Source organism: Stenotrophomonas sp. ZAC14D1_NAIMI4_1, from assembly GCF_003086775.1.
In the GTDB taxonomy this organism is placed as follows: Bacteria; Pseudomonadota; Gammaproteobacteria; order Xanthomonadales; family Xanthomonadaceae; genus Stenotrophomonas.
The window spans coordinates 3,182,330-3,205,668 of the sequence record NZ_CP026001.1; the positions used below are offsets into that span (position 1 = coordinate 3,182,330).

General features: G+C 68.7%; 16 protein-coding genes. 4 read left to right on the forward strand and 12 right to left on the reverse strand.

The features are described 5' to 3' along the window. Window positions 1-30: 30 nt before the first annotated feature. Window positions 31-786: a triose-phosphate isomerase gene (tpiA, locus tag C1927_RS14755; protein WP_079222615.1), complete on the reverse strand. Its 756-nt coding sequence runs from the start codon at window positions 784-786 to the stop codon at window positions 31-33. Between the two features lie 747 nt (window positions 787-1,533). After that, a complete protein-coding gene (locus tag C1927_RS14760) occupies window positions 1,534-2,469 on the reverse strand; it encodes a 2-oxoglutarate and iron-dependent oxygenase domain-containing protein (protein ID WP_079222616.1) in 936 nt (311 codons plus the stop codon). Window positions 2,470-2,664: 195 nt separating this feature from the next. Between C1927_RS14760 and C1927_RS14765 the strand changes: the two genes are divergently transcribed. The 3 genes from C1927_RS14765 to C1927_RS14775 are packed head-to-tail and all read left to right on the forward strand — an operon-like array spanning window position 2,665 to window position 6,563. Beyond that, complete coding sequence (locus C1927_RS14765; protein ID WP_108747089.1) at window positions 2,665-4,548, forward strand: sulfatase-like hydrolase/transferase; 1,884 nt, start codon at window positions 2,665-2,667, stop codon at window positions 4,546-4,548. 19 nt (window positions 4,549-4,567) lie between these two features. Next, on the forward strand, window positions 4,568-5,713 hold the full coding sequence (locus C1927_RS14770; protein WP_108747090.1) for a glycosyltransferase family 4 protein: 1,146 nt from the start codon (window positions 4,568-4,570) through the stop codon (window positions 5,711-5,713). Then, the gene (locus C1927_RS14775; protein ID WP_079222619.1) at window positions 5,706-6,563 is read left to right on the forward strand and encodes a polysaccharide deacetylase family protein; all 858 of its coding nucleotides are present in this window, start codon (window positions 5,706-5,708) and stop codon (window positions 6,561-6,563) included. Before C1927_RS14770 ends, C1927_RS14775 begins: the two co-directional genes overlap by 8 nt. Before the next feature lie 79 nt (window positions 6,564-6,642). On the opposite strand, the gene glmM is transcribed toward C1927_RS14775, so the two are convergent. The 5 genes from glmM to trpB form a co-directional block, all read right to left on the reverse strand. Beyond that, window positions 6,643-8,007: a phosphoglucosamine mutase gene (gene glmM, locus C1927_RS14780; protein ID WP_079222620.1), complete on the reverse strand. Its 1,365-nt coding sequence runs from the start codon at window positions 8,005-8,007 to the stop codon at window positions 6,643-6,645. Continuing rightward, window positions 8,007-8,888 carry an acetyl-CoA carboxylase, carboxyltransferase subunit beta gene (gene accD / locus C1927_RS14785; RefSeq protein ID WP_079222621.1) on the reverse strand — a complete coding sequence of 294 codons (882 nt, stop codon included), beginning with the start codon at window positions 8,886-8,888 and terminating at the stop codon, window positions 8,007-8,009. The genes glmM and accD overlap by 1 nt, the downstream gene beginning before the upstream one ends. A gap of 516 nt (window positions 8,889-9,404) precedes the next feature. Further along, window positions 9,405-10,214, reverse strand: coding sequence for a tryptophan synthase subunit alpha (gene trpA / locus C1927_RS14790; RefSeq protein ID WP_079222622.1), 810 nt, complete (start codon window positions 10,212-10,214; stop codon window positions 9,405-9,407). A 1-nt stretch (window position 10,215) separates the two neighbouring features. Further along, complete coding sequence (locus C1927_RS14795) at window positions 10,216-10,896, reverse strand: hypothetical protein (protein ID WP_079222623.1); 681 nt, start codon at window positions 10,894-10,896, stop codon at window positions 10,216-10,218. Next, the gene (trpB, locus tag C1927_RS14800; RefSeq protein WP_079222624.1) at window positions 10,893-12,110 is read right to left on the reverse strand and encodes a tryptophan synthase subunit beta; all 1,218 of its coding nucleotides are present in this window, start codon (window positions 12,108-12,110) and stop codon (window positions 10,893-10,895) included. The genes C1927_RS14795 and trpB overlap by 4 nt, the downstream gene beginning before the upstream one ends. A gap of 97 nt (window positions 12,111-12,207) precedes the next feature. Here trpB and C1927_RS14805 point away from each other — a divergent pair, with 97 nt between their 5' ends. Continuing rightward, window positions 12,208-13,092 carry a LysR family transcriptional regulator gene (locus C1927_RS14805; protein WP_108747091.1) on the forward strand — a complete coding sequence of 295 codons (885 nt, stop codon included), beginning with the start codon at window positions 12,208-12,210 and terminating at the stop codon, window positions 13,090-13,092. A gap of 68 nt (window positions 13,093-13,160) precedes the next feature. Here C1927_RS14805 and C1927_RS14810 read toward each other — a convergent pair whose 3' ends face one another. From C1927_RS14810 to C1927_RS14830, 5 genes are all read right to left on the reverse strand, one after another. Then, window positions 13,161-14,270, reverse strand: coding sequence for a toxic anion resistance protein (locus C1927_RS14810; protein WP_108747092.1), 1,110 nt, complete (start codon window positions 14,268-14,270; stop codon window positions 13,161-13,163). Between the two features lie 44 nt (window positions 14,271-14,314). Further along, window positions 14,315-15,022: a hypothetical protein gene (locus C1927_RS14815; protein WP_108747093.1), complete on the reverse strand. Its 708-nt coding sequence runs from the start codon at window positions 15,020-15,022 to the stop codon at window positions 14,315-14,317. Next, entirely contained in the window at window positions 15,019-20,427 is a 5,409-nt protein-coding gene (locus C1927_RS21840; protein WP_108747094.1) for a DNA repair ATPase, read from the reverse strand. Before C1927_RS21840 ends, C1927_RS14815 begins: the two co-directional genes overlap by 4 nt. An 85-nt stretch (window positions 20,428-20,512) precedes the next feature. After that, the gene (locus C1927_RS14825) at window positions 20,513-22,531 is read right to left on the reverse strand and encodes a hypothetical protein (protein ID WP_053450396.1); all 2,019 of its coding nucleotides are present in this window, start codon (window positions 22,529-22,531) and stop codon (window positions 20,513-20,515) included. Next, on the reverse strand, window positions 22,531-23,202 hold the full coding sequence (locus C1927_RS14830; protein ID WP_079222629.1) for an OB-fold-containig protein: 672 nt from the start codon (window positions 23,200-23,202) through the stop codon (window positions 22,531-22,533). Before C1927_RS14830 ends, C1927_RS14825 begins: the two co-directional genes overlap by 1 nt. Between the last annotated feature and the right edge of the window lie 137 nt (window positions 23,203-23,339).

Consider the following 23,339-nt stretch of genomic DNA (forward strand, 5'->3'; position numbering starts at 1 on the left):
GGAATCCGCCCTCGGACAATACTTGTAGAGTTAGTTCGCAGCCGCCGCCTGCGCGATGGCCAGGAAGTCCGCGGCCACCAGGGAGGCGCCGCCGACCAGCCCACCATCGACATCCGGCTGCGCGAACAGTTCCCCGGCATTGTCGGGCTTCACGCTGCCGCCGTAAAGAATGGGCAGTGAATCAGCGATTCTAGCATCGATGCGCGCCACTTCGCCACGGATGAACGCGTGGACCTGCTGCGCCTGCTCCTTGCTGGCGGTCTTGCCGGTGCCGATGGCCCAGACCGGCTCGTAGGCGACCACGGCAGTGGCGAAACCCTCGCCCCCGACCAGGGCCAGCACCGGGGCCAGCTGGGCGGCGATGACCGCCTCGGTCTGCCCGGCCTCGCGCTGTTCCAGGGTTTCACCCACGCACAGCACCGGCACCAGGCCGGCATGCAGGGCGGCGGCGAACTTGCGCGCGACCAGCTCGCTGCTTTCATTATGGTACTGGCGGCGCTCGGAGTGGCCGACCAGGCCGTAGCGGGCACCGACCTCATGCAGCATGGCGGCGCAGACCTCCCCGGTATAGGCGCCCTTCTCGTTGCTGCTGACATCCTGGGCACCGAACACCAGGCCGGTCCCGCCGAAGTCCTCGACCAGCTCGCCCAGGTAGGGCAGCGGCGGCAGGATGACGACCTCCACCCCGGCCTTGGGCAGCCCCGCAGCCACCTGGCCCAGCAGGTCAGTGGCGAATTGACGGCTGCCGTGCAGCTTCCAGTTTCCGGCGACGATCTTGCGGCGCATGAGCGGGTGGCTCCTGTATGAAGTCAGCCGCCCATGATACCCGTTACGGGAAAAACCCGTTTGCTTGTAAGCGGTTACATGGGTTTTCAGCGAACGGCGCAGCCCCTCGTGGCGGGTCGGTCGGGTTGGGTGGGTCGCGGAATGCCCGGTTGGGTTGCGCTGGCTTGGCCGGGCGCGGCAGGGGCGCGGGACACGCCGTGAACCCATCCATGGGGGCTCGTAGGCGCCATCCATGGCGCCTGCGCCCCTGCGCAACCCACCCGCCCGGCCTCTGACACATCGCGGCGGTTCCGGCCGCCACGGAAAGAAAAAAGAAGAGCAAGGGCAAGAGCAGAAGCAGCATTCCGGCGAGCCGCCGGGTTGGACCAGCCCCCTACCCCACTTCGATCTGACAGATCTCATCCACGCATGGCGTGGATCTACCGTGTCGACCAAGGTCGACACCTACCAGGAGCCGCCGGTACCAACCGCCGCGGGAAAGTGTCGGGGGTGGGGCGGTGTGGGTTGGCAGGACCGTTGGCGCCATGGATGGCGCCATCGAGCCCCCATGGACGGGTTTACGGCGTGTCCTGCCAACCCGCACCGCCCCGCCCAACCAGCAGTAACCCAGAGCCGCTTCGGCTCTGGCTCTGGCTTTGGCCTCTGCAGGTGCAGGGCGCAGCCCTGCCGAACACCCTCCCGCTGCGCTCGCCGGGCACGGCCCGGCGCTACCCGTAATGAAAAAGCCGCCTTTCGGCGGCTTTCTCATTACTTCAGCTTGATCTCGCGCAGGCGTTCCTCGAGGAAGCCGTGGGCGGTGATCGGCTCCGGGTACCGGCTCGGGTTCTCCGGGGTGATGCACGACGGCAGCACGTCGATCAGGAAGTCCGGGTTCGGGTGCAGGAAGAACGGCACCGAGTAACGCGGCTGGCGGGCCAGCTCGCCCGGGGGGTTGACCACGCGGTGGATGGTCGACGGGTACACGTGGTTGGTCAGGCGCTGCAGCATGTCGCCGATGTTGACCACGATGGTGTCCGCGTCGGACGTGAACGGCACCCACTCGCCCTCATGCGACTGCACTTCCAGGCCCGCGGCGCTGGCGCCGACCAGCAGGGTGATGAAGTTGATGTCGCCATGGGCACCGGCACGCACGTTCGGAATGTCGTCGGTGGTGATCGGCGGGTAGTGGATCGGGCGCAGGATCGAATTGCCGAAGTTGGTCTTGTCGGCGAAGAAGTCTTCCGGCAGGCCGATGTGCAGGGCCAGTGCCGACAGGACGCGCGAGCCCAGGTTGTCCAGCGCCTGGTACAGGCCGTAGCCGCGCTCACGGAAACCTTCGACCTCGGTCGGCCACAGGTTCGGCGCCATCACGTCACGGTACTTGGAGTCGTCGGCGATCTCGCGGCCGATGTGCCAGAACTCCTTCAGGTCGAAGTGCTTGGAGCCCTTGGCGGTTTCCACGCCGAACGGGGTGTAGCCGCGGGCGCCGCCGCTGCCGGCCACGTGGTACTTGCGCTTGACCTCGTCCGGCAGGGCGAAGAAGGCCTTGAAGACATCGTAGGCCGCGTCGATGTCGGCCTGCGGGATGCCGTGGTTGCGGATGCCCGCGAATCCCCATTGGCGGTAGGCCGCGCCCAGCTCGGCCACGAAGGCCTCGCGGTCGCTGTCAAAACGGGTGATGTCGAGGGTCGGGATCTGGCTCACAGCGGTTCCTGGCTTGTCGTTGGGTCAATGGGCCGGCAGCTGTCTGCCGGCCAGCCTGAACATTGTGACAGATCGGCCCAGGTACGCCACCGATACAATGAAACAAACCGATACAATGCGCCACCCGCGCGAGCAGGCAGCCCCTCCCGGCGCCCATGCAGCACGTCCCCTGCACCCCTGCCCGCCGCCTGCACCATGTCCGTCGCACTGCCCGCTGCTGCCCCTGCCCCGCTTTCCGGAAACGACCGCCGCTGGCGCCGGTTGGCGTGGTGGTCGCTGTTTGTCGCGGCCAACGCCGTTCTGGCCCTGCTGATCGCGCTGGGCAACGTGCCGCTGCGCGACAACCCCGGTGGCGGCCTCGGCCTGGCCTATCTGGCCGTCGCCCTGCCCGGCCACCTGCTGGCGCTGGGCGCGCTGGCCGGTGCGCTGCCTCTGGCGATCGGCTTGTGGCCGCGCAGTGCGCGCACGCTGACACTTTCAGCCATCGCACTGCAGGGGCTGTGGCTGTGCCTGCTGCTGGTCGACGCCAAGGTGTTCGCCCTGTACCGGTTCCATCTCAATGCGATGGTCGCCAACATGGTGTTTGGCGGCGCGCTGCAGGACCAGGTCAGCCTGTCGTGGAAGACCTGGCTGCAGGTGGCCGGCCTGGTGGCGGCCCTCTTTGCTGCCCAGGCGCTGCTGGCCTGGGCCTGCTGGAAGCTGCTCTCGCCGGCGCCGCACCGGCACCGCGTGCTGCAGGCCTGGACCGCCGTTGCGCTGCTGATGGGCGGCGGCCAGGTCGCCACCGCCTACTACGATGCGCTGGGCGAACGCGCGGTGATCAGCCAGTGGAACTACCTGCCCTGGGCGCAGCCGATCACCGCCAAGAGTTTCATGCGTCGGCTGGGCGTACACAGCCAGCAGCAGGCCGGCCTGCCCGACCCGCGCCACGCCCAGCTGCAGTATCCGCTGCAGCCGCTGCGTTGCCAGAGCCACCGCCGGCCCAACGTGCTGATGGTGGTGCTGGAATCGCTGCGGCACGACGCGCTGACCCCTCAGTACATGCCCCACACCGCGGCGCTGGCCGGCTCGGCCCGCGTCTACGACCACCACCTCAGCACCGGCAACGCGACCCGTTACGGTCTGTTCGGCCTGTTGTACGGCCTGCCGGGTGGCTACTGGCCGAGCATGCTGGACGAGCAGCGCGGCTCGCAGCTGTTCAAGGTACTGCAGCAGCAGGGCTACGACCTGCATCTGTACGGTAGCGCGCCGTTGTACAGCCCCGAGTTCGACCGCACCGCATTTGCCGATGTGCGCGACCAGCTGCACCAGGGGCCGACGGAACTGGATCCGTCCGCGCGCGACCAGAGCATCGTCGCGTCCCTGCAGCAGGACATCACCCGCAGCCAGGCCGCGCAGCGCCCCTGGTTCGGTTTCGTCTTCCTCGATTCCACCCACGCGCCGTACCAGATGCCGGCCGGCTATCCGCCGGTGGCCACGCCGATGGCCGCCGACATCGACTTCCTCAAATTCGGCCCGGACCATGACCCGGCGCCGGAGTTGAACCGTTATCACACGGCCGTGCACTACGCCGACAGCCTGGTCGGCCAGCTGCTCGAACAACTGCGCGCACAGGGCCTGGAGCAGGACACCATCGTGCTGGTGACCGGCGACCACGCCGAAGAATTCAACGACCTCGGCCTGAACTACTGGGGCCACAACGGCAACTTCTCCAACCACCAGGTGCAGGTGCCGTTCGTGCTGCGCTGGCCGGGCGAAGCCAGCGGCCACGACGCGCGCACCAGCTCCCACGAGGATTGGGTGCCGACGCTGATGCGGCATGCGCTGGGCTGCGAGAACGCGCTGGGTGATTTCAGTACCGGCCAGGATCTGCTGGCCGTGCCGCAGGGCCAGCGCTCGCTGGTGGTGGAGAGCTGGTCACAGCGCGCGGTACGCCACGGCGAGGTGATCTACGTGTTCGACAAGTTCGGCAACGCCACCGCACTGGACCAGGACTACCTGCCCCTACCGCAGCAGGCGCCGGATCCGGCCGCGCTGCGCACCGCATGGGACGCGCTCACGCGCTTCCGCAACCGTTGAAATCCAGGACAGATTCACGATGAACCGCCCGCTGCGCATCCTCCACACCGAAGCCGCCAAGGGAATGGGTGGCCAGGAGATCTACATTCTTCGCCACATGCAGGTGATGCGTGCGCGCGGCCATGAGGTCGCGCTGCTGTGCCAGCCCGACGCGCGGCTGGGCACGCTGGCCCGCGATGATGGTTTCACCGTGCACACCCTGCGCATGGGTGGCATGGCCCGCCTGATGCGCGGCATCTGGTCGGTCTCGCGCCTGGTACGCCGCGAGCGTTACGACGTGGTCAACACCACCAGCCGGCGCGACACGCTGATCGCCGCTGCGGGCGCACGCCTGGGCGGAACGCCGCTGGTGGTGCGCTCGCGCCACCTGATGAGCCCGGTCAACTCGCTGCTGACCTATACCGGGCTGCCGCACCGGGTCATCACCGTGAGCCGGTTCGTCAAGCAGCTGCTGGCCGAGCGCGGCATCGCTGGCGGGAGCATCGGCATCGTGCCGCCCATCGCGGTACCGCCGCGCTGGACCGACATGCGCAAGGAAGACCCATGGCAGTGCCTGCAGGACGTGCGCGCCGAGGTCCGTGCTGAACTCGGCTTCAGCGGCGAGGACATCGTGGTCGGGTGCGTGGCCGTGCTGCGCGAGCCGAAGGGCCATGCCGACCTGCTGCGCGCGATCGCGCCGCTGTGCAAGGCCAACCCGCGACTGCACCTGGTGGTGGTGGGCAATGGCGAGGCGGTCATGCAGCGCCTGCTGGCGATGCGCGAAGAACATGGCCTGCAGCAGCAGGTACACCTGCTCGGCTACCGTGACAGCGCCTGCCGCCTGATGACCGGCTTTGACATCTTCGCCCTCGCCTCGCACAAGGAGGCCGCCGGCACGGTGTTCCTGGAGGCCGCCTACGTGGCCGTACCGATCGTGGCAACGCGGGTGGGCGGCGTGCCTGAAATGGTGCTGGAGGGCAGCAATGCGATCCTCACCCGGCTGGGCGACAATGGCGCGCTGACTGCTGCGCTGCGCCTGCTGGTGGACGATCCGCAGCGGCGGCAGCTGATGGGCCGTGCAGGCTGGGACTGGATGCGCAGTGCGCACGATTTCAGCCCGGCCGGGCATGGCGAAACCACCGAATCCTATTACCACCAGTGGCTGAAGGAGCTGGGACATGGCTGATGCGCGAACTGTTCCGGTGCTGATGCACCACCACGTCAGCCCCTCGCCGGGGATGATCACCGTCTCGCCGGAAAACTTCGAGAGCCAGATCGCCTGGCTGGCCGACAACGGCTGGACCTCGCTGACCCTGGACCAGTACGCCGGCTTCCTTGCCGGCAAGCCGGTGCCGCGCCGGTCCATCGTCATCACCTTCGATGATGGCTACCTGGACAACTGGGTATACGCGCACCCGATCCTGCAGAAGTACGGCATGCATGCGGTGGTGTTCGTGGTGACCGGCTGGATGGGCGAAGGCGACGTACGCCCGCATGCCGGCATCGCCGGGGCCACGCTGCCGGCGACGCCGGACCACCGTGGCTGCGAAGCGGCGATCTTCGAGGACGACCGCAGCGACACGGTGATGATGCGCTGGAGCGAAGCGCGCGCAGCCATCGAGGCCGGCACCTTCGAAGTGCACTGCCATACCCACACCCACACCCGCTGGCTGCGCCGTGATGACCTGGACCGCGCACAGCGCCGTGCCGGCATCAGCCAGGACCTGGCGATCTCGCGACAGGTGCTGCAGGACAAGCTGGGCGAAGTGTCCGACACCCTGTGCTGGCCCTACGGCGATTTCGACCAGGATCATGTCGAGGTGGCCCGCGAGCACGGCTTCCGTTACCTGCACACCACCCATCCGTTCGGCCGCAACGTGGTCGGCGGCGATCCGGAGCGGATCTACCGCTTCGCGATCCGCAACCGCCCGGCCAGCTGGCTGCGCAAGCGCATCGCGCAGAGCTACAACCCGCTGATCGCGCCGTTCTTCAACGGCTTCAAGGCGCGCCAGAAGAAGATGGTGCCGGGGCCCTGATCACGCGCCCCTCGCTGCGGAAAAACAAAAACGCCCCGGTCTCCCGGGGCGTTTTCCGTCTGGGCCCAGTGCAGCCGCCTCAGGCGGAGGCTGCCGCCTTCACTGCGGCCGACAGGCGATCCAGCGTGTCCTGCATCAGCACGGCCTCGTCGGCTTCGACAGTGACGCGCACCACCGGCTCGGTGCCGGACGGACGCAGGAACGCGCGACCGCGCCCCGCCACTGCCTGCTGTGCTTCGGCCAGCGCCGACTGCACGCTGTCCGCCTGCACGGTGGTCTTGGCCGAGACATCACCCAAGCGCACGTTGACGGTCTTCTGCGGCACCTTGGCCAGCGGCTGCAGGGCCTGGCGCAGGGTCTGGCCACTGCGGCGCAGGGCCACCAGTACCTGCAGGGCGCTGACGATGCCGTCGCCGGTGGTTGCGCGGTCCAGGCACAGCAGGTGGCCGGAGGCTTCGCCGCCGAGCACGCCGCCGCCTTCCACCAGCGCCTGGTGCACGTAACGATCGCCCACGTTGCTGCGCACGAACGGGATCTGCAGTTCGCCCAGGGCCTTTTCCAGGCCGAAGTTGCTCATCAGCGTGCCGACCACCGGACCGCGCAGGCGGCCGTCGGCCTGCCACGCACGGGCCAGGATGTAGAGCAGGTCGTCGCCGTCAACCGGGTTGCCCTGGTCGTCGGCCATCAGCACGCGGTCGCCGTCGCCATCGAAGGCAATGCCCAGGTCGGCACCGGTCTGGCGCACCTTGGCCGCCAGGTTGTCGATGTGGGTCGAACCCACGCCGTCGTTGATGTTGACGCCGTTGGGTTCGGCACCGATGCCGATCACGTCGGCACCCAGCTCACGGAACAGCAGCGGCGCGATCTGGTAGGTCGCACCGTGGGCGCAGTCCAGCACCAGGCGCACGCCACGCAGGTCGAAGGTGCGCGGCACGCTGGCCTTGCAGAACTCGATGTAGCGGCCGACCGCTTCGCGCGCGCGCGCCGCCTTGCCCAGCTTTTCCGACTCGGCCGTGGTGAACGGCACGTCCAGCGCTGCTTCCAGCGCCAGCTCGGTGGCGTCATCAAGCTTCTCGCCCTGGGCGGAGAAGAACTTGATGCCGTTGTCGTAGTGCGGGTTGTGCGAGGCACTGATGACCACGCCGGCATCCACGCCCAGGGTGCGGGTGAGGAAGGCCACCGCCGGGGTCGGCATCGGCCCCAGCAGCTGCACGTCGGCACCGGCAGCCACCAGGCCGGCTTCCAGTGCGGCTTCGAACATGTAGCCGGAAATGCGCGTGTCCTTGCCGATCACCACGATCGGGCGGCGCCCGTCGTGGCCGCGCTGGTCGACCAGCACGCGGCCCAGCGCATTGCCCAGGCGCATCACGAAGTCGGCCGAGATCGGGCTCTGCCCGACGCGCCCGCGGATGCCGTCAGTACCGAAGTACCTGCGGCCTGCCATTACGCAGCCTCCGGCGCCGGCGCCGGCTGGCGGCCGAGCATGGCCAGCAGGTCGGACAGGCGATCACGCATTTCACGGCGGTCGCAGATCTGGTCGATGGCACCGTGTTCCAGCAGGAACTCGGAGCGCTGGAAGCCTTCAGGCAGCTTCTCGCGCACGGTCTGCTCGATCACGCGCGGGCCGGCGAAGCCGATCAGCGCCTGCGGCTCGGCGATGTTGATGTCGCCCAGCATGGCGAAGGAGGCCGACACGCCACCGGTGGTCGGGTGGGTCAGCACCGAGATGTAGGGCAGGCCGGCTTCGCGCAGCTTGCCCAGCGCAGCGGAGGTCTTGGCCATCTGCATCAGCGAGAACAGGCCTTCCTGCATGCGCGCGCCGCCGCTGGCGGAGAAGCACACGTAGGGGGCACCGATCTCGACCGCGGTTTCAGCGGCCAGGGCGAAGCGCTCGCCGACCACCGAACCCATCGAACCGCCCATGAAGGCGAAATCGAAGGACGACGCCACCAGCGGACGGCCCTTGAGCAGGCCGCGCATGGCGATCAGCGCGTCGTACTCGCCGGTGTTCTTCTGCGCGATCTTGATGCGCTCGCTGTACTTCTTCTGGTCCTTGAACTTGAGCAGGTCCGTCGGGCCCAGGCGCGCACCGATCTCGGTGGTGCTGTCAGCGTCGAACAGGGCCGCCAGGCGCGCGCGGGCGCGGATCGCCATGTGGTGACCGCACTTCGGGCAGACCTCCAGGTTCTCTTCCAGCTCGGGGCGGTACAGCGCGCTGCCGCAGCTGCTGCACTTTTCCCACAGGCCCTCGGGGACGCTGCGCTTCTTGCTGGGGGTGTTGTCGGTGCGGATGCCGGACGGCATCAACTTGCTGAGCCAACTCATGCGGGAGGACACTTCCGTTCAGGGCGGCCCGAGGGCCGCAAAGGCGGACAGTCTAGCTCCGCTGCCCCCGCCCGTGCACCCCTTGCGGGGCACGGGCCGGCAGGAAAAAACCATGCTGGGACGTACGTTTAGCGCCGGTAGCGCCGGGCCATGCCCGGCGGACGCTGCTCAAACCCCGCGTCGCCGGGCACGGCCCGGCGCTACCGACATCGCTCGATCCCCGCTCTGGTGGGTGTCGACCGTTGGTCGACACGCTCTTGCATGGCATGCCGGCCAGCGGCCGGCACTACCAACGCCGGGCATGGCCCGCCGCTACCGACATCGCTCGATCCCCGCTTTGGTAGGTGTCGACCGTTGCTCGACACGCTCTTGCATGGCATGCCGGCCAGCGGCCGGCACTACCACCGCCGGGCACGGCCCGGCGCTACCGACATCGCTCGATCCCCGCTCTGGTGGGTGTCGACCGTTGGTCGACACGCTCTTGCATGGCATGCCGGCCAGCGGCCGGCACTACCGTTACGCGTCCAGCGCCTGCCGCAGCGGGGCCAGGAAGGCGCCGGCCCGCTGGGCGGCTTCGTCGGCCGAGGCGGCATCGGCCAGCGCCGCCACCAGGGCACTGCCGACCACCACGCCATCGGCCTGGCGGGCCATGGCCGCGGCACTGGCCGCATCCTTGATGCCGAAGCCAGCCACCACCGGCACGCTGGCGCGCGCGCGCAGGGCCTGCAGGCGAGCGCTGGCGGCCTCGCTGTCCAGGCGCTCGGAGGCGCCGGTGACGCCGGCGAAGCTGACGTAGTAGAGGTAGCCACGGGCCAGCGCCAGCAGCTTGTCTGCACGGGCCTCGCTGGTGGTCGGCGAGGCCAGCAGGACCAGCGCCAGGCCGGCCGCGTCGAACGCCTGCAGCGCTTCGGTGGCTTCTTCCGGCGGCAGGTCCACCAGCAGCACGCCGTCCACGCCGGCTTCGACCGCGGCCTTGGCGAACGCCGCATAGCCGTGGATCTCCACCGGGTTGAGGTAGCCCATCAGCACTACCGGGGTCTGCGCATCGCGCTGGCGGAACTGCGCCACGGCCTGCAGCACGTAGCGGCTGCCGGCGCCACGGGCCAGCGCGCGCTCGGAGCTGCGCTGGATGGTCGGGCCATCGGCCATCGGATCGGAGAACGGCACGCCCAGTTCGATCACGTCGGCGCCGGCCTCGACCAGCGCATGCATGACCGGCACGGTGGCCTCCAGCGACGGGTCGCCGGCAGTGATGAACGGGATCAGGGCCTTGCGCTGCTGCTCGCGCAGGCGCTGGAAACAGGCATCGAGTCGGGAAACGGACATTTCAGGCACACCCTTCAATCAGTTCAATCGCTTCACTGGTCCCCCAGTACATCTGGATGACCTTCCCTTCAAACAATTCCAGGCGGATGCCGAGTGCGGAGCCCGGATCCTGCCAGGTCAGGTACTCGCCCTGCTCGCCGTCGTAGGCATGCGGGCTGGACACGGGCGGCTTTGGAAACCGGGCAACCGCCTGGGCACGGGTCATGCCGACGCGCAGGCCAAACGGGCCCGGCTGCTCGGCCGGCGCTCCGCTTTCCGGGTCCAGGCCGAGGTCGAAACGGACCACGCGGTCTTCGTCGGTCATCATGGACACGCCCGCCGGCAAACCCTTGCCGTCGTAGTACTCGCAACTGCCGCCGAGCGCTTCGACCGCGCCTTGCGCGGTCCACGGCCCGAGCGCGTTGAGGTCGCTCAACTGCTGGCCGATCAGCACCTCGCCGGCATGGTCCAGGGCGACCGAAACCACTGCAGGCGCATCGTCCCCGGACTCCGTGTCGGCGGCCGGCGGATCTTCGATCGGCGTGCGCGCCAATGGGTCGGCATCATCGTTGGCAGCGGGCTGCTGTGCAGGCTGCGTGGTTGCCTTTGCCGCCGGCGCCAGCACGGGCGGCTCCGGCGGCTGGCACGCAGCCAGGCCGATTGCCAGCAGCAGTGCACTGCTGTTGCGAAGCAGCGCGCTCACAGCACCAGGCCTTCGCGCGCGGCGATGGTGTGCACGTCCTTGTCGCCACGGCCGGACAGGTTGCACAGCACGATCTGGTCACGCGGGCGCTCGCGCGCCAGCTTGATGGCCTGGGCCAGCGCATGGCTGGATTCCAGTGCCGGCAGGATGCCTTCGGCATGCGCCAGCAGGTGGAAGGCCTGCAGCGCCTCTTCGTCGGTGATGCCGAGGTAGGTGGCGCGGCCGCTGTCGGCCAGGAAGGCGTGCTCGGGGCCGACGCCGGGGTAATCCAGGCCGGCCGACACCGAATGCGTTTCGATGATCTGGCCATCGTCATCGCACAGCACATAGGTGCGGTTGCCGTGCAGCACGCCGGGACGGCCGGCTGCGATCGATGCGGCATGGCGGCCGGTATGGATGCCGTCACCGGCCGCTTCGGCGCCGAAGATCTCGACCTGGCGGTCGTTGAGGAAGGCATGGAACAGGCCGATGGCATTGCTGCCGCCGCCGACGCAGGCGGTGATCGCATCGGGCAGGCGGCCATACTCGGCCAGCATCTGCTCGCGCGCTTCGCGGCCGACGATGGCGTTGAAATCACGCACCATGCGCGGGTATGGGTCCGGGCCGGCCACGGTGCCGATGATGTAGAAGGTGTCCTGCACGTTGGTCACCCAGTCGCGCATCGCTTCGTTGAGCGCGTCTTTCAGGGTGGCCGAGCCGGAGGTGACCGGCACCACCGTCGCGCCCAGCAGCTTCATGCGGTAGACGTTGATCTTCTGCCGCTCGATGTCGGTGGCGCCCATGTAGACCACGCACTCCAGGCCCAGGCGCGCGGCCACGGTGGCACTGGCCACGCCGTGCTGGCCGGCGCCGGTCTCGGCGATGATGCGCTTCTTGCCCATGCGCGCCGCCAGCAGGGCCTGGCCGATGGTGTTGTTGATCTTGTGCGCGCCGGTGTGGTTCAGGTCTTCGCGCTTGAGCAGGATCTGCGCGCCACCGACATGGTCGCTCAGGCGCTGTGCGTGGTAGATCGGGCTCGGCCGGCCCACGTAATGGGCCAGGTCGCGGTCGTAGGCCTGCTGGAATGCGGGGTCCTGGCGGGCCTGGTCATAGGCCTGGGCCAGTTCCTGCAGCGGGCCGACCAGGGTTTCGGCGACGAAGCTGCCGCCGTAGCGGCCGAAGTGGCCCTGGGCATCCGGGAAGGCGTGGAAGTCGGCAATGGGGGAGGCAGACATGGAAGCGACCGCTGGTTCGAGACAGGTGGATACTCTAGCGCACGGATCCTGACCGGAATATCGATATTATCTGGCGCGTATTGTCAGGAAATCTCACATGAGCACCTCCCTGCTGCCGCCGCTCAATGCCCTGCGTGCCTTCGAGGCCACCGCCCGCCTGGGCGGCGTGGGCCGCGCCGCGCAGGCCCTGCACGTCACCCACGGTGCGGTGAGCCGGCAGCTGAAACTGCTGGAAGACCATTTGGGGTTGCCGCTGTTCCAGCGCGCCGGGCGCGGGCTGCGCCTGACCGAGGCCGGGCAGCGCCTGCATGCGGCCTGCGGCGAGGCCTTCGCCGGCATCGAGGCCTGTGTGCGCGAACTGCGCCAACCGGCGCGCTCCCCGGCGCTGGTGCTGGGCTGCAGCGGCAGCGTGCTGGCGCGCTGGATGATTCCACGGCTGCCCGCGCTGCAGGCGGCCCTGCCCGGGGTGAACCTGCAATGGTCGGCCCTGGATGGCGCCTTCACCGAGGCGCAGGCGGCGCTGGACGCGGTCCTGCTGCTGGCGCAGGGGCCGTGGCCGCGCGGCTGGCAGGTGCGCGAACTGGCGCCGGAACGGGTGGGCGTGGTGGTGGCGCCCTCGCATCCCGCCGCGCAGCGGTTGCGCCATGTGCCGCCCCCGGCACTGCTGAAGGAGACGCTGCTGCACACCAGCTCGCGCCCGCAGGCATGGCCGGCCTGGGCGCAGGCGCATGGGCTGGACCCGGCGCAGTTGCAGATGGGCACCGGCTTCGAGCATCTGTACTACCTGCTGGAAGCGGCCGTGGCAGGCCTGGGGCCAGCGATCGCGCCGGAGCCGCTGGTGGCCGAGGACCTGGCCGCAGGGCGGCTGATCGCGCCCTGGGGATTCTCGGCGACAGGCGGGTTCTGGGTGCTGGCGCGGCCGGACGGCCCGGCCGACCCGCGCGTGGATGCGCTGGCCGAGTGGGCGATGGCGCAACTGTAGCGTCGAGCTTGCTCGACTACCTCAGTCGAGCAAGCTCGACGCTACGCCTGCGCGCTGGACCCGACCGGTCAGGGTGCCGTGGGTGCGGCCAGCCGCTGCTGCAGGTCTTCGCGCAGGCGCGACAGTTCGACTTCGGCCTGCTGGCGCTGCTGCATGCCTTCGCGATGGATGCTGCGCACTTCCTCCACCGTGGCGATCAGCTGGTCGTGTACGTGGCGCAGCGTGGCCACGTCGATCACGCCACGCTGGTTGCTGCGTGCGGTATCCACCGACGCCTGGCGCAGCAGATCGGCATTGCGGCGCATCAGCTCGTTGGTGGCATCGTCGATTGCGGTGGACAGCTCGACCGCGGCCTTCTGCTCGCCCAGCGAAAGCTGGATGGCAAACTGGCGCTTCCACGACGGGATGGTGATCTCGCGCACCGTGTTGAATTTTTCGATCAGCTGCAGCGCGTTGGCCTGGATCAGGCGGATCATCGGCAGCGACTGGTCGGCCGCGTGCTGCATCAGCTGCAGGTCGGACACGCGCTTTTCGATCAGGCGGATCGCGTTGTCGACCTCGCTCTGGCGGATGCGCTGCTGCGGGTCGTCGCTGCCCTGCCCTGCCAGCTGCTCGGCCTGCAGTTCGGCCAGGCGCTGCTTGCCGGCGGCTGCGTACAGGCCCAGCGCGTGGCGCTCCTCGCGCACGATCTCGTGCATGCGGTCGAACTCGCCCACGCGCTTGCCCATCAGCGCCTGCTGCACGCCCACGTCGCCCAGCAGCTGCTCGATCTGTGCGTTGGTGTCGCTGAACTTCTGCACCAGTTCGCCCTTGGACACGCGCAGGCGATCAATCAGGCCGCCGATCACCGGCACCTTCGAACGCTGGGCGAAACCGTCCAGTTTCAGGCTGCGCGCGATGCGCACCACTTCGCCCAGCTTGTCGCCGCTGGCATCGAGGTCGCGGTTGCGAACCTGGTCCAGCAGCTGGCTGGAAAACGCTGCCGTGCGCGTCGCGGCCTCGCGGCCGAATACCTGCAGGTTGCCCGGGCGCAGGTCGTCCAGTTCCATGCGGATCTCGGCGATGCGCGGCAGGTCCTCGCGGACCAGGCCCAACGCCTGCAGCGCGCCTTCGTCGAGTGCGGAAGGGGTGGCCGGGGTCGGCACGAGGGTGCCGGGGTGCTGGCTGTCCTGGGTCATCGGGCAGTCTCCTTGCAGGTGGGTTGGCGGCAGCGGCGGCCGGCTCAGCGCAGTCTAGCCTGAGCCGCCGCGACCTCGTCGTCGATCTGTGCATGCAGCGTGGCCGCCTGGCCGGCACGGGCCGCGCCGGTGGCGGCCTGCGCGGCCAGTGCGGCCTGCCGCCACGCTGGCAGCAGGACATCGTGGATGCGGGCGAAGCGCTGCAGCAGCACCTCGTCCTGTTGCTGCAGCAGCTGCCACTGCCCGGCTTCGATGCGGCGCAGTGCCGCCAGCCGCTGCAGGTGGTCGATGCGCGCCGCCAGTGCTTCCTGGCCGGCGCCCTGCAGCGCTGGCACGTCCGCAGCGGCCGCATCCGCCCAGGCCTGCAGTGCTTCGGCGGCCTGGCCGGTCGCGCTGATCGCGGTGGCACGCACGGCCATGTGCTGCTGCAGCTGCTGGGCCTGCTCGCGTGCCTGCAGGGCGAGGACCCCCAGCTGCGACTGCAGGCCGCGGCCTGCGGCCTCACGCTCGACGTCGCGGCCAAGCAGGCGGCCCCACCAGCTTTCCTGCCGGCGCAGGCGTGCCGGGTCGGCAGCCTGCAGCGCCAGTGCGATGCGTGCCAGCGCCTCGACCAGTCCATCGCCGGCGGTCGCCGGCAACGCGACGTCGCGCGCGGCCAACGCCTGCAGCAGCGGTGCGCCGTAGTCGGCCAGGCGTGCGACATCCGCCGTGTCCGGCCGCTGCGGCGTCGGCAGGGGCGCCGCGTCGGTCATGGCAACGGCGGCGGCATCGGCGCGCTTCCCGCCGGGGCGTCGTCAGTGGCTTCCGGTGGCAGCGACTCGCCGTAGAAGTGGCGCATCAGCGCCTCATCCAGTGCGCGTTCCTCCGGCGTGCTGGCCCGCCGCACGCGCGGACGACGCGCGGTGGTGGTGCTGGCGCCGGCCGCGCCTTCGACCTGCTGCCGCGCCCACCCGGCGAAGGCCGCCAGGGTCTGCGATACCTGTTCCTGCTGTGCCTGCGAGGCCACCAGCAGTTGCACCAGCGGGGCCAGCCCGGCCTGCAGATCCTCGGCCAGCGGCGTGGCCGGGGGGCTGGGCGCAGCAATCACCACCGGCTCGGCGGGCTGCACGGCGGCCGGTGCTTCCGGGCGTGCTTCGGCCAGGCGCTGCAGCGCTTCCAGCAAGGCCGGCCACGGTGCCGGATCCGCCGCCACCTGCGGCGCAGCCGGTGGCGGCAACTGCAGTGCACTGGCGATGTCGGCCAGCTGCGCGACCACGCGACCACCGACATCGCTGTCGTCGGCACCCATGGCCTTGTTGCGCAGGAAATCGCGCTTGATCTGCGCCCAGCGCTGCGCCTGCGCCTCGTCCAGCACGCCGCGCAGCTCGCCAAGCTTCAGCAGGTTTTCCTCGGCGCCGGTGGTCAGCAGCTGCGCCTCGCCCAGGTAATGGTCGGAGATCAACTGCTGCAGCTCGTCCTCGTTCATCACCGGCGAGATCTTCTCGGCCAGCTTGTTCATGTTGCGGTAGCTGCCCTGCAGGCGGAACGGCGGCTCGGTGCGGTAGCGGTCATCCTGCGCGGCGCTGGCGATGTACTGCTGGTTGACCCGGTAGACCACGTCGCGCACGCGCAGCATGCGCTGCAGGGTGGCGGTGATCTCGTTGATCTCGGCACCGCTGTAGGCATGGCTGAGACCGTTGGTCGACACGTCCTTGCCCATCGCACGATCGACCAGCAGGTACAGGTCGGCCATGTCACGGGTCGCCAGCGGTGCCAGCACCGGGTTGGAGGTCAGGCTGTTCTCGATGTAGCTGAGGGTGAACGCCGCTTCCATGCCGCCCAGCACGTCGCCGAGGTTGTAGATGTCGGCGCGGTTGGCCAGCATGTCCGGAATCTTGAACACCTCGCCCGACTCGGTATACGGGTTGCCGGCCATCACCACGCAGAACTTCTTGCCGCGCATGTCGTAGGTGCGCGTGCGGCCGCGCCAGACGCCTTCGATGCGGCGGGTGCCATCGCACAGCGAAATGAACTTCTGCAGGAACTCGGGATGGGTGTGCTGGATGTCATCCACATACAGCATGGTGTTGTTGCCCATCTCCAGGGCCAGGTTGAGCTTTTCCAGCTCCTGCCGCGAGGTGGCGTCGGGCGCCTGCTCCGGGTCCAGCGAGCGCACGTCGTGGCCCAGTGCCGGGCCGTTGATCTTCATGAAGACCAGGCCCAGCCGATGCGCCACGTATTCCATCAGCGTGGTCTTACCGTAGCCCGGCGGCGAGATCATCATCAGCAGGCCCATCAGGTCGCTGCGCTTGTTCTCGCCCACCGTGCCCATCTGCTTGGCCAGGTTGTCGCCGATCACGCCGAGGTAGACGTCGTTGATGAGCTTGTTGCGCACGAACGAGGACAGCGGCCGCGCCTTGAACTCGGACAGGCGCAGGGCCTGCCGCTCACGGCCGATGATGCCCTGGCGCACCGCCTGGTAGGCATGGAATGCCGGCACGAACTGCTGCAGGTGGGCGTGCAGACGGGCGAGGAAATCATCCAGCGACAGCGCCAGGGTGCCCTGCACGATGCGCGGATGCTCGCCGAGCAGGCCGTTCACTTCCACCCGCAGCGTGGCATCGCTGGCGCGCGTGCGCAGCTGCCGCTGCACCAGCAGCAGTGCGGCGGCCTCATCGGTGTAACCGGCATGGGCGGCCTGCGCCGGCAGCCGGCCCAGCGCGCGCAGCCACTGCCCGGCCAACGCCCAGCGCAGCGGCAGCGGATCCTGTCCACGCTGCAGCGCGCGTTCCAGTGCTTCGCGCTGTCCCGCCTGCTCCAACTGCTGCTGCAATGCCTCCAGCAGTGCCAGCGCATGGCGGCTGCTGGCGAATACCGGATCGCCCGCGCTCAGTTCGTCACCGAGATAGGCAGCGGCACCTTCGATCGCGGCGGCGTCGAACGGCAGGGCCTGCGCCTGCACGAACGCATCCAGCGCAGCGGCCATCTCCGCGCGCAGCGCCTGGCGTCCTTCGTCGGAACCAAACAGGCGGGCGATGGCATCGGCACCGGCCTGGCGCGCCGGCCACTGCGCCACGGCCTCGTTGCGCTGCTCGGCGGCCCAGAACAGCATGGCCAGTGCGCGGACGCGCGGTGCATGGCGCAGGCTGCCGGCGGCCTGCTGCAGCGGCAGCAGGGCGTGCAGGATCAGCGCCGCATCGTGGTCATGGATGCCGCGCTCATACCCCTCGCGGTAACGCGGCGCGGCGAACGCACGCACGCGCTGGTCCAGCGCCTCGGGGCTGGCGAGATCGTGCTTCAGCTGGGCCATGTCCAGGCCATCGCGGCCGTCCTGCGCGGCCAGCAGCAGGCTGCCGGCCAGGTACTCGCCGCGGTAGATCGCATCGGATTCCGAATCCAGGGTCACCGGCCAGAACGGCTTGAGCGCCTCCAGCTCGGGGTCGTGCAGGGTTTCCAGGAAATCGGTGCCGGTGAGGTGGATGGCCAGCGTGTCGCCGCGCGGCAGCAGGGTCAGGTCCAGCGCCTGGGTGTTCACGCTGAAACGGTGGCGCGGGCCGAGCCGGACGACGTTGCCGCCGGCTTCGTACAGGTCGCTGCGGTCACGCAGCTGGCGCACGGCCTGGTCGCGCACGCCCTTCAGGCGCGCCTCGATGTCATCGGCCTTGACGTTGTCGCGCAGCGCACGCAGTCGCTCGGCCAGTTCGCGCAGCTTGAGGATCAGCGGATCGCCGGCGAAGAACGCGTTGAGCTCGTCGGCGGTGGCGAAGCGCTCGGTGCGCTTGGCCAGGCCATCGAGGATGCGGTTGGCCGCGTCGAGCACCGAGCGCGCCTTGCGCTGGCGGTCGTCCAGCAACGCCTGCTTGTGCGTCTCGAAGGCTTCGACCAGTTCCTCGCGCTTGCTGAGGATGTCGCCGAGGAACTGCTCGTGCTCGCCGAACTGGCTTTCCAGTTCCTCCAGCTGCACCAGCAGGCGTGACAGCTGTTCGTCGGCCTTTTCCGGATCGTTGGCCATCGCCAGCGCACTGGTGATGGACTGCGAGAACAACGCGAACTGTGCGGCGAACTGGGCCACGGCCTCGGCCGAGCCGAGCGTGCGGCGGCGCTGTTCGGCACGCGTGCGCGCCTGGTTCAGCCGCCCGTACAGCGCGGAAATCGACTCGACCACGCGGGTACGCGCGGTGGCATCGTCCACCTTCAGGCCGGCCATCAGTTCGGACAGCATGTCCAGGTCGGCGGCCATGCCACGCATGCCGTCCAGCTGCTCGTCCAGCTGGCGCGCACTGCTGGCCTGCTGGGCGGCTTCATCCAGTGCCTGCAGGCGGCTGCCCAGCGGTGCCAGTGCGGCATCGCCGGCCAGGAATTCGCCGGTGGCGGCGCCCACGCGATCCTGCGCCTGCACCAGTTCGGCGGCCATCGCCTCGATGCGCGCGGTGTCGATGTAGCGCAGCTCGCGGATGGTCAGCAGCCGCCCGCGCAGCGCGGTGATCTCGTTCAGGGCCTCGACGAAGGCCTGCACCTCGTTCCAGTTCTGCGGCTGCAGGCGGCCCAGCAGCGCCTTGTAGTTCGCTTCCGCCTCGACCATCGCCTGCGCCGACTGCTCGCGGATGGACTGGACCTTCTCGTACTCGTCCAGCACCGACTCGCCCGTGGCGCTGATCTGCCGCAGCAGCGCTTCGGCGCCGTCGCAGGCCTCGTCCCCCAGCCAGTGGTGGGTATCGAACAGGCGGCGGGTGTCGGCCACCAGGCGCTGGTAGCGCTGCACCGAGACATCCTGGCCGTCGATCTCGCGGGACAGGTTGAACAGGTTGGAGATGCCGCGCACCAGTTCGGCATTGCCGATGCGGCCCATGAAGGTGTTGCCGGGCGGCCGGCTGGCGGCGAACTCGTCGCTGCTGAACGGCGTCTGCCAGACCTGCATCGGATGGATGCGGGTGGGTTCGGCGCCCTCGGCATGGAACAGCACCATGCGCCCATCCTGCATGAAGGCATAGCCGTGGCCGAACACCGGGTTCTGCAGCACGCGCTGGATGGTGTTGTAGACGAACAGCGCTGAGCGTCCGCCTTCGCGCTCGTAGAAGATGTAGAGCACGTCCTCGCCGTTGGGCGAGCGGATGCTGCGCTTGAACTGCATGCCGGCCATCGAGGCATCGAAGGCCTTGTGCTCGCCGCCCTGCAGGTAATAGCCGCCGGGGAAGATCACGCCGTGGTCTTCGGGCAGCTGCACGCAGGCCTGGACGATGGCGTCGTTGCGCACGATATCGCCGGTGAGCGTGTTGTAGATCAGCCCGCGCCAGACGGTCTCGCGGTACGGCAGCACCTTCAGCAGCAGCAGCGAACCGACGCGCGCGAATTCGAACTGGGCGTCGTCCAGCGACTGCGTGCTGTCCTCCACCGGTTCGCTGTAGATGCCCTGCCCGGTTTCGGTGTTGTTCTCGACCTTGATGGTCAGGTCGCCACCGGTGGTTTCCACGAACAGGGTGTCGAGGATGTTCAGGTGCGAGTGGCGGCCGTTGACCGCGAGGTCGCGGGTGGCCTTGGTCCATTCGAAATCGAACGGCGGCGGCAGGGCGATATCGCGTTCGCCGCGCGCATCGAGGTAGGTCAGCTCGCCTTCGCGCGACAGCGCCCAGCGGAACACGCGCACGTCGCTGCTGCGCTCGCCGATCTGGAACGATGCCAGCAGCTTGTCGCCGACCACGATCAGCTGCAGCAGGCGCGCATGCTTGTAGTAGGCGTACAGCTCGTTGAAGTCGTGCACGAAGCCGGGCTGGTCGAGGAAGCTGCCCTTCAGCTCCAGCGCGGCCACATCGTAGCCGTCCTTGCCCTGCACCAGCCGGTACAGGCCGAACACATCCTCGATGCGGGTATGGGTCTTGAGCCCGATGTAGACGTTGTAGCCGAACAGCAGGCGGTCAGGCCCGACCTGGACGATGTCACGGCCGACGCAGTTGTTCTCGCTGCGGATGCGGAAGCGACCGACTACCTCCAGCCGGCTGTCGCCGAACTCGGCCAGTCGCTGGCGGTTGAGGGCTTCGGCCAGCGCCTGCAGGCGCTGGCCCTGTTCGCCAAGGCGGCGGCGCAGGACTTCGTAGGCACCGCCCTGGGCAACGGCCTGGTCGACGGTGTTGCCGCCGGCCTCCGGCGCGGTGGTTTCGGCGGACGGATGGGTTTCAGACATCAGCAGGCTTCCGGCTTACGGACGGCCGGCCGTGGTTGCGGCCGGCGCGGGCGGGCGGTGGCCGCAACGGCCACCGCCCGGTGCATCAACGGGCGCTGTCGACCACGGCGGCCGACACGGTCGGCGCTGCGTCGGCGTCCTCGGCGATCTGCCGCGGTGCCGGTTCGGCCACGGCCACGCCCAGGTAGCGCTGCATCAGCTCCTGCACGATCGGGCTCTTGCCGGCGAAGCCTTCGATCGACTTGCCCAGCGACACGGCCTTGACCAGGTTCTCGAACATGCCGCCGTCGCCACCGACCAGGTCGATGTCGGCATTGCGCAGCGCGCTGGCGATGACGTTGGCGTTCTCGCGCGAGACTTCCTTGCCCGCTTCGATGGAGGCCAGTGCCTGCTTCAGGCTGTTGTCCAGCATCATGCGGAACTCTTCGTGGCCACGTGCCTGGTCGCTCAGCGAGGCGATGGCTTCGAACTTGCGCACCAGGCCTTCGGCTTCGGCCAGCAGCTTCTTCTGCACCACGCCGGCTTCGGCATTGCCCAGCGATTCGGTGGCGGTGGCGCGGGCCAGGCCCATCTTCTCTTCGCCCTGGGCCTGCGCCTGCAGGGTTTCGGCCAGCACGCGGGCCTCGTTGCTGCCCTGCTTCAGGTTGGCTTCGGCCTTGGCTTCGATCACGCGGGCTTCGGCGATACCGACCTTCTCGATGGCCAGTGCGGAGGCTTCACGCACCTGCGCTTCGGCCAGGCCCGGCGCCGCCTGTTCGGCACGGAAGGCGTCGGCCAGCAGGCGCTTGGCTTCGGCCTGCTTGCCGGCCGCTTCGTGTTCGGCCTGGGCCAGGGTGGTCAGTTCCACCGCGCGGTGCTTGGAGGCGGTTTCGCGGGCCTGCGCTTCCTTCACTTCGCGCACCAGCGATTCCTGCGCCTTGGCTTCGGCTTCCAGGATCAGCACCTGCTTCTGGCGGTCGGCCTCGGAGACCTCGCGCACTTCCTTGATGCGCTCTTCTTCCTGGGCCACGGTCTTGTCGATGGAGATGCGTTCGCGGGTGATGTTGGCCACGTCCATCTTGCCCTGCTCGACCACCTTGTCACGCTCGACGCCCTGCAGCTGCACTTCGCGGTCGGTGGTGACCTGTTCCAGCTGGCGCGCGCGCTCCACCCGCTCGGCTTCGATGGCCACCGCACGCTGGCGGTTCTGTTCGGCCACTTCCACTTCGCGCAGGCGGTTCTGGTCACGGATGTCGATCAGCTGCTGCGCTTCGATGCGTGCGTTCTCGGACAGCTGGCGCTGTTCTTCCTGCACCTTGGCGGTCTCGGCTTCCTCGCGGGCGCGGATGGTCTCGATCTCGCGCTTCTGCCGTGCCTCGGCCTCGGCCTGCTGGCGTTCCAGGGCCAGCAGGGCTTCGCGCGCTTCCACGTTCTTCTTGGTGATGGCGAGCTTCTCGTTCTGCTCCAGCTCGTTGGTCACCACGTTCTGCGCAGCGGTCAGCTCGGTGATCTTGCGGATACCCTGCGCGTCGAGGATGTTGAACTGGTCCAGCAGCGATTTCGGGGTCTGCTCCAGGTAGTCGATGGCCACGTCTTCCAGCACATAGCCGTTCAGGTCGTTGCCGATGACCGCGATGATCTCGTCGCGGAATTCCTGGCGCTTCTCGAACAGCTCGGTGAAGTCGAACTTCTTGCCGACCGTCTTCAGCGCTTCGGAGAACTTGGCGTTGAACAGCTCATCGACGGCATGCTTGTCCGAGGCACGGTCGGCGCCGATGGCCTTGGCCACGCGCAGCACATCGGCCTGGGTCTCGTTGACCCGCAGGTAGAAGGCCACGGCGATGTCGGCGCGCATGTTGTCGCGGCAGATCAGGCCCTCCTTGCCGCGGCGGTCGATCTGCAGGGTGATCAGGCTGATCCGCATCAGCTCGGCGCGGTACAGCACCGGGATGATCAGCGCACCGGTGAAGTGCACCTTGGGCGTGGCGCTCATGTCGTTGACGATCAGGGCCACGCCCTGGTCGACCTTGCGGTAGAACGCCTTGAACAGTCCCGCCAGGCCGAGCAGCAGGCCTACGAGGACGATGATCCCGATCAGGAAGGGGGCCGCGCCAGCAAAACTCATCAGTGATTCTCCTTGTTGCCCGGAAGCAGGTTGTCCTGGAAATCGAGGGCGACCGCATCAGCGCGGACCACCCGGTAGTAATGGTGTTCGGCCACGTGCTCGACCAGCACGATGCGCTCGCCACGCTGCAGTTCGATGTCGCTGCGCACCTGCAGCACCAGCCCGGCACCGCCGTCATCGACCGTGGCGTGGCCGCTGCGCGCATCCACCCGGGGCGAGGCGACCACGCCCACGCGCCCCAGCAGGGAGGCCTGTGCGACCGGCTGCAGGCGCTGCAGGAAGGTGCGGATGGGCCGCAGCAGCAGCGCGGTGATCGGCACCGCCGGCAGCGGCGCGAGCACGGCCACGAGCGTGCCGAAACCCCAGCGCAGCAGGTCCGGCAGCGGCAACAGTACGAACAGATGGATGAAATAGGTCAAGGCCCAGCCGAAGAAGCCCAGCAGGGTGACCACGACCATGACCGGCACGCCACCGAGGCCGAAGCGCTGCAGCAGGGCCGAGAGGCCGCTGAGATCGGTGTCACTGTCCAGCGCACCATCGGCGCCGAGATCGCCGAACCCGTCATCGACGAGGCCAAAAGCGGCAAGCCCCCAATAGACCAGCGACACCGCCAGCAGGACGCTGTACGGCAGGGTCGGGTAGCCGAACACGACGGTGAGGAATTCCTGCATCGCTTTGCCTTCCTGGGCTATGGGCGCGTGACGCCCCGTTCGGAATCCGCCGGGAGCGGTTCCGTCGATCCCGCCACGGCCCTCATGGCCATGGCTTCCCCTTCATCCTATGTGAAGAGGGTGTACAGGGACAAATG

Coding starts and splice junctions, on each gene's coding strand:
- glmM (WP_079222620.1), bottom strand. CDS start 8,007: ATGGCAGGCCGCAGGTACTTCGGTACTGACGGCATCCGCGGGCGCGTC.
- accD (WP_079222621.1), bottom strand. CDS start 8,888: ATGAGTTGGCTCAGCAAGTTGATGCCGTCCGGCATCCGCACCGACAAC.
- C1927_RS14805 (WP_108747091.1), top strand. CDS start 12,208: ATGAGCACCTCCCTGCTGCCGCCGCTCAATGCCCTGCGTGCCTTCGAG.
- C1927_RS14815 (WP_108747093.1), bottom strand. CDS start 15,022: ATGACCGACGCGGCGCCCCTGCCGACGCCGCAGCGGCCGGACACGGCG.
- trpA (WP_079222622.1), bottom strand. CDS start 10,214: ATGTCCGTTTCCCGACTCGATGCCTGTTTCCAGCGCCTGCGCGAGCAG.
- tpiA (WP_079222615.1), bottom strand. CDS start 786: ATGCGCCGCAAGATCGTCGCCGGAAACTGGAAGCTGCACGGCAGCCGT.
- C1927_RS21840 (WP_108747094.1), bottom strand. CDS start 20,427: ATGTCTGAAACCCATCCGTCCGCCGAAACCACCGCGCCGGAGGCCGGC.
- C1927_RS14810 (WP_108747092.1), bottom strand. CDS start 14,270: ATGACCCAGGACAGCCAGCACCCCGGCACCCTCGTGCCGACCCCGGCC.
- C1927_RS14765 (WP_108747089.1), top strand. CDS start 2,665: ATGTCCGTCGCACTGCCCGCTGCTGCCCCTGCCCCGCTTTCCGGAAAC.
- C1927_RS14825 (WP_053450396.1), bottom strand. CDS start 22,531: ATGAGTTTTGCTGGCGCGGCCCCCTTCCTGATCGGGATCATCGTCCTC.
- trpB (WP_079222624.1), bottom strand. CDS start 12,110: ATGTCTGCCTCCCCCATTGCCGACTTCCACGCCTTCCCGGATGCCCAG.
- C1927_RS14775 (WP_079222619.1), top strand. CDS start 5,706: ATGGCTGATGCGCGAACTGTTCCGGTGCTGATGCACCACCACGTCAGC.
- C1927_RS14830 (WP_079222629.1), bottom strand. CDS start 23,202: ATGCAGGAATTCCTCACCGTCGTGTTCGGCTACCCGACCCTGCCGTAC.
- C1927_RS14770 (WP_108747090.1), top strand. CDS start 4,568: ATGAACCGCCCGCTGCGCATCCTCCACACCGAAGCCGCCAAGGGAATG.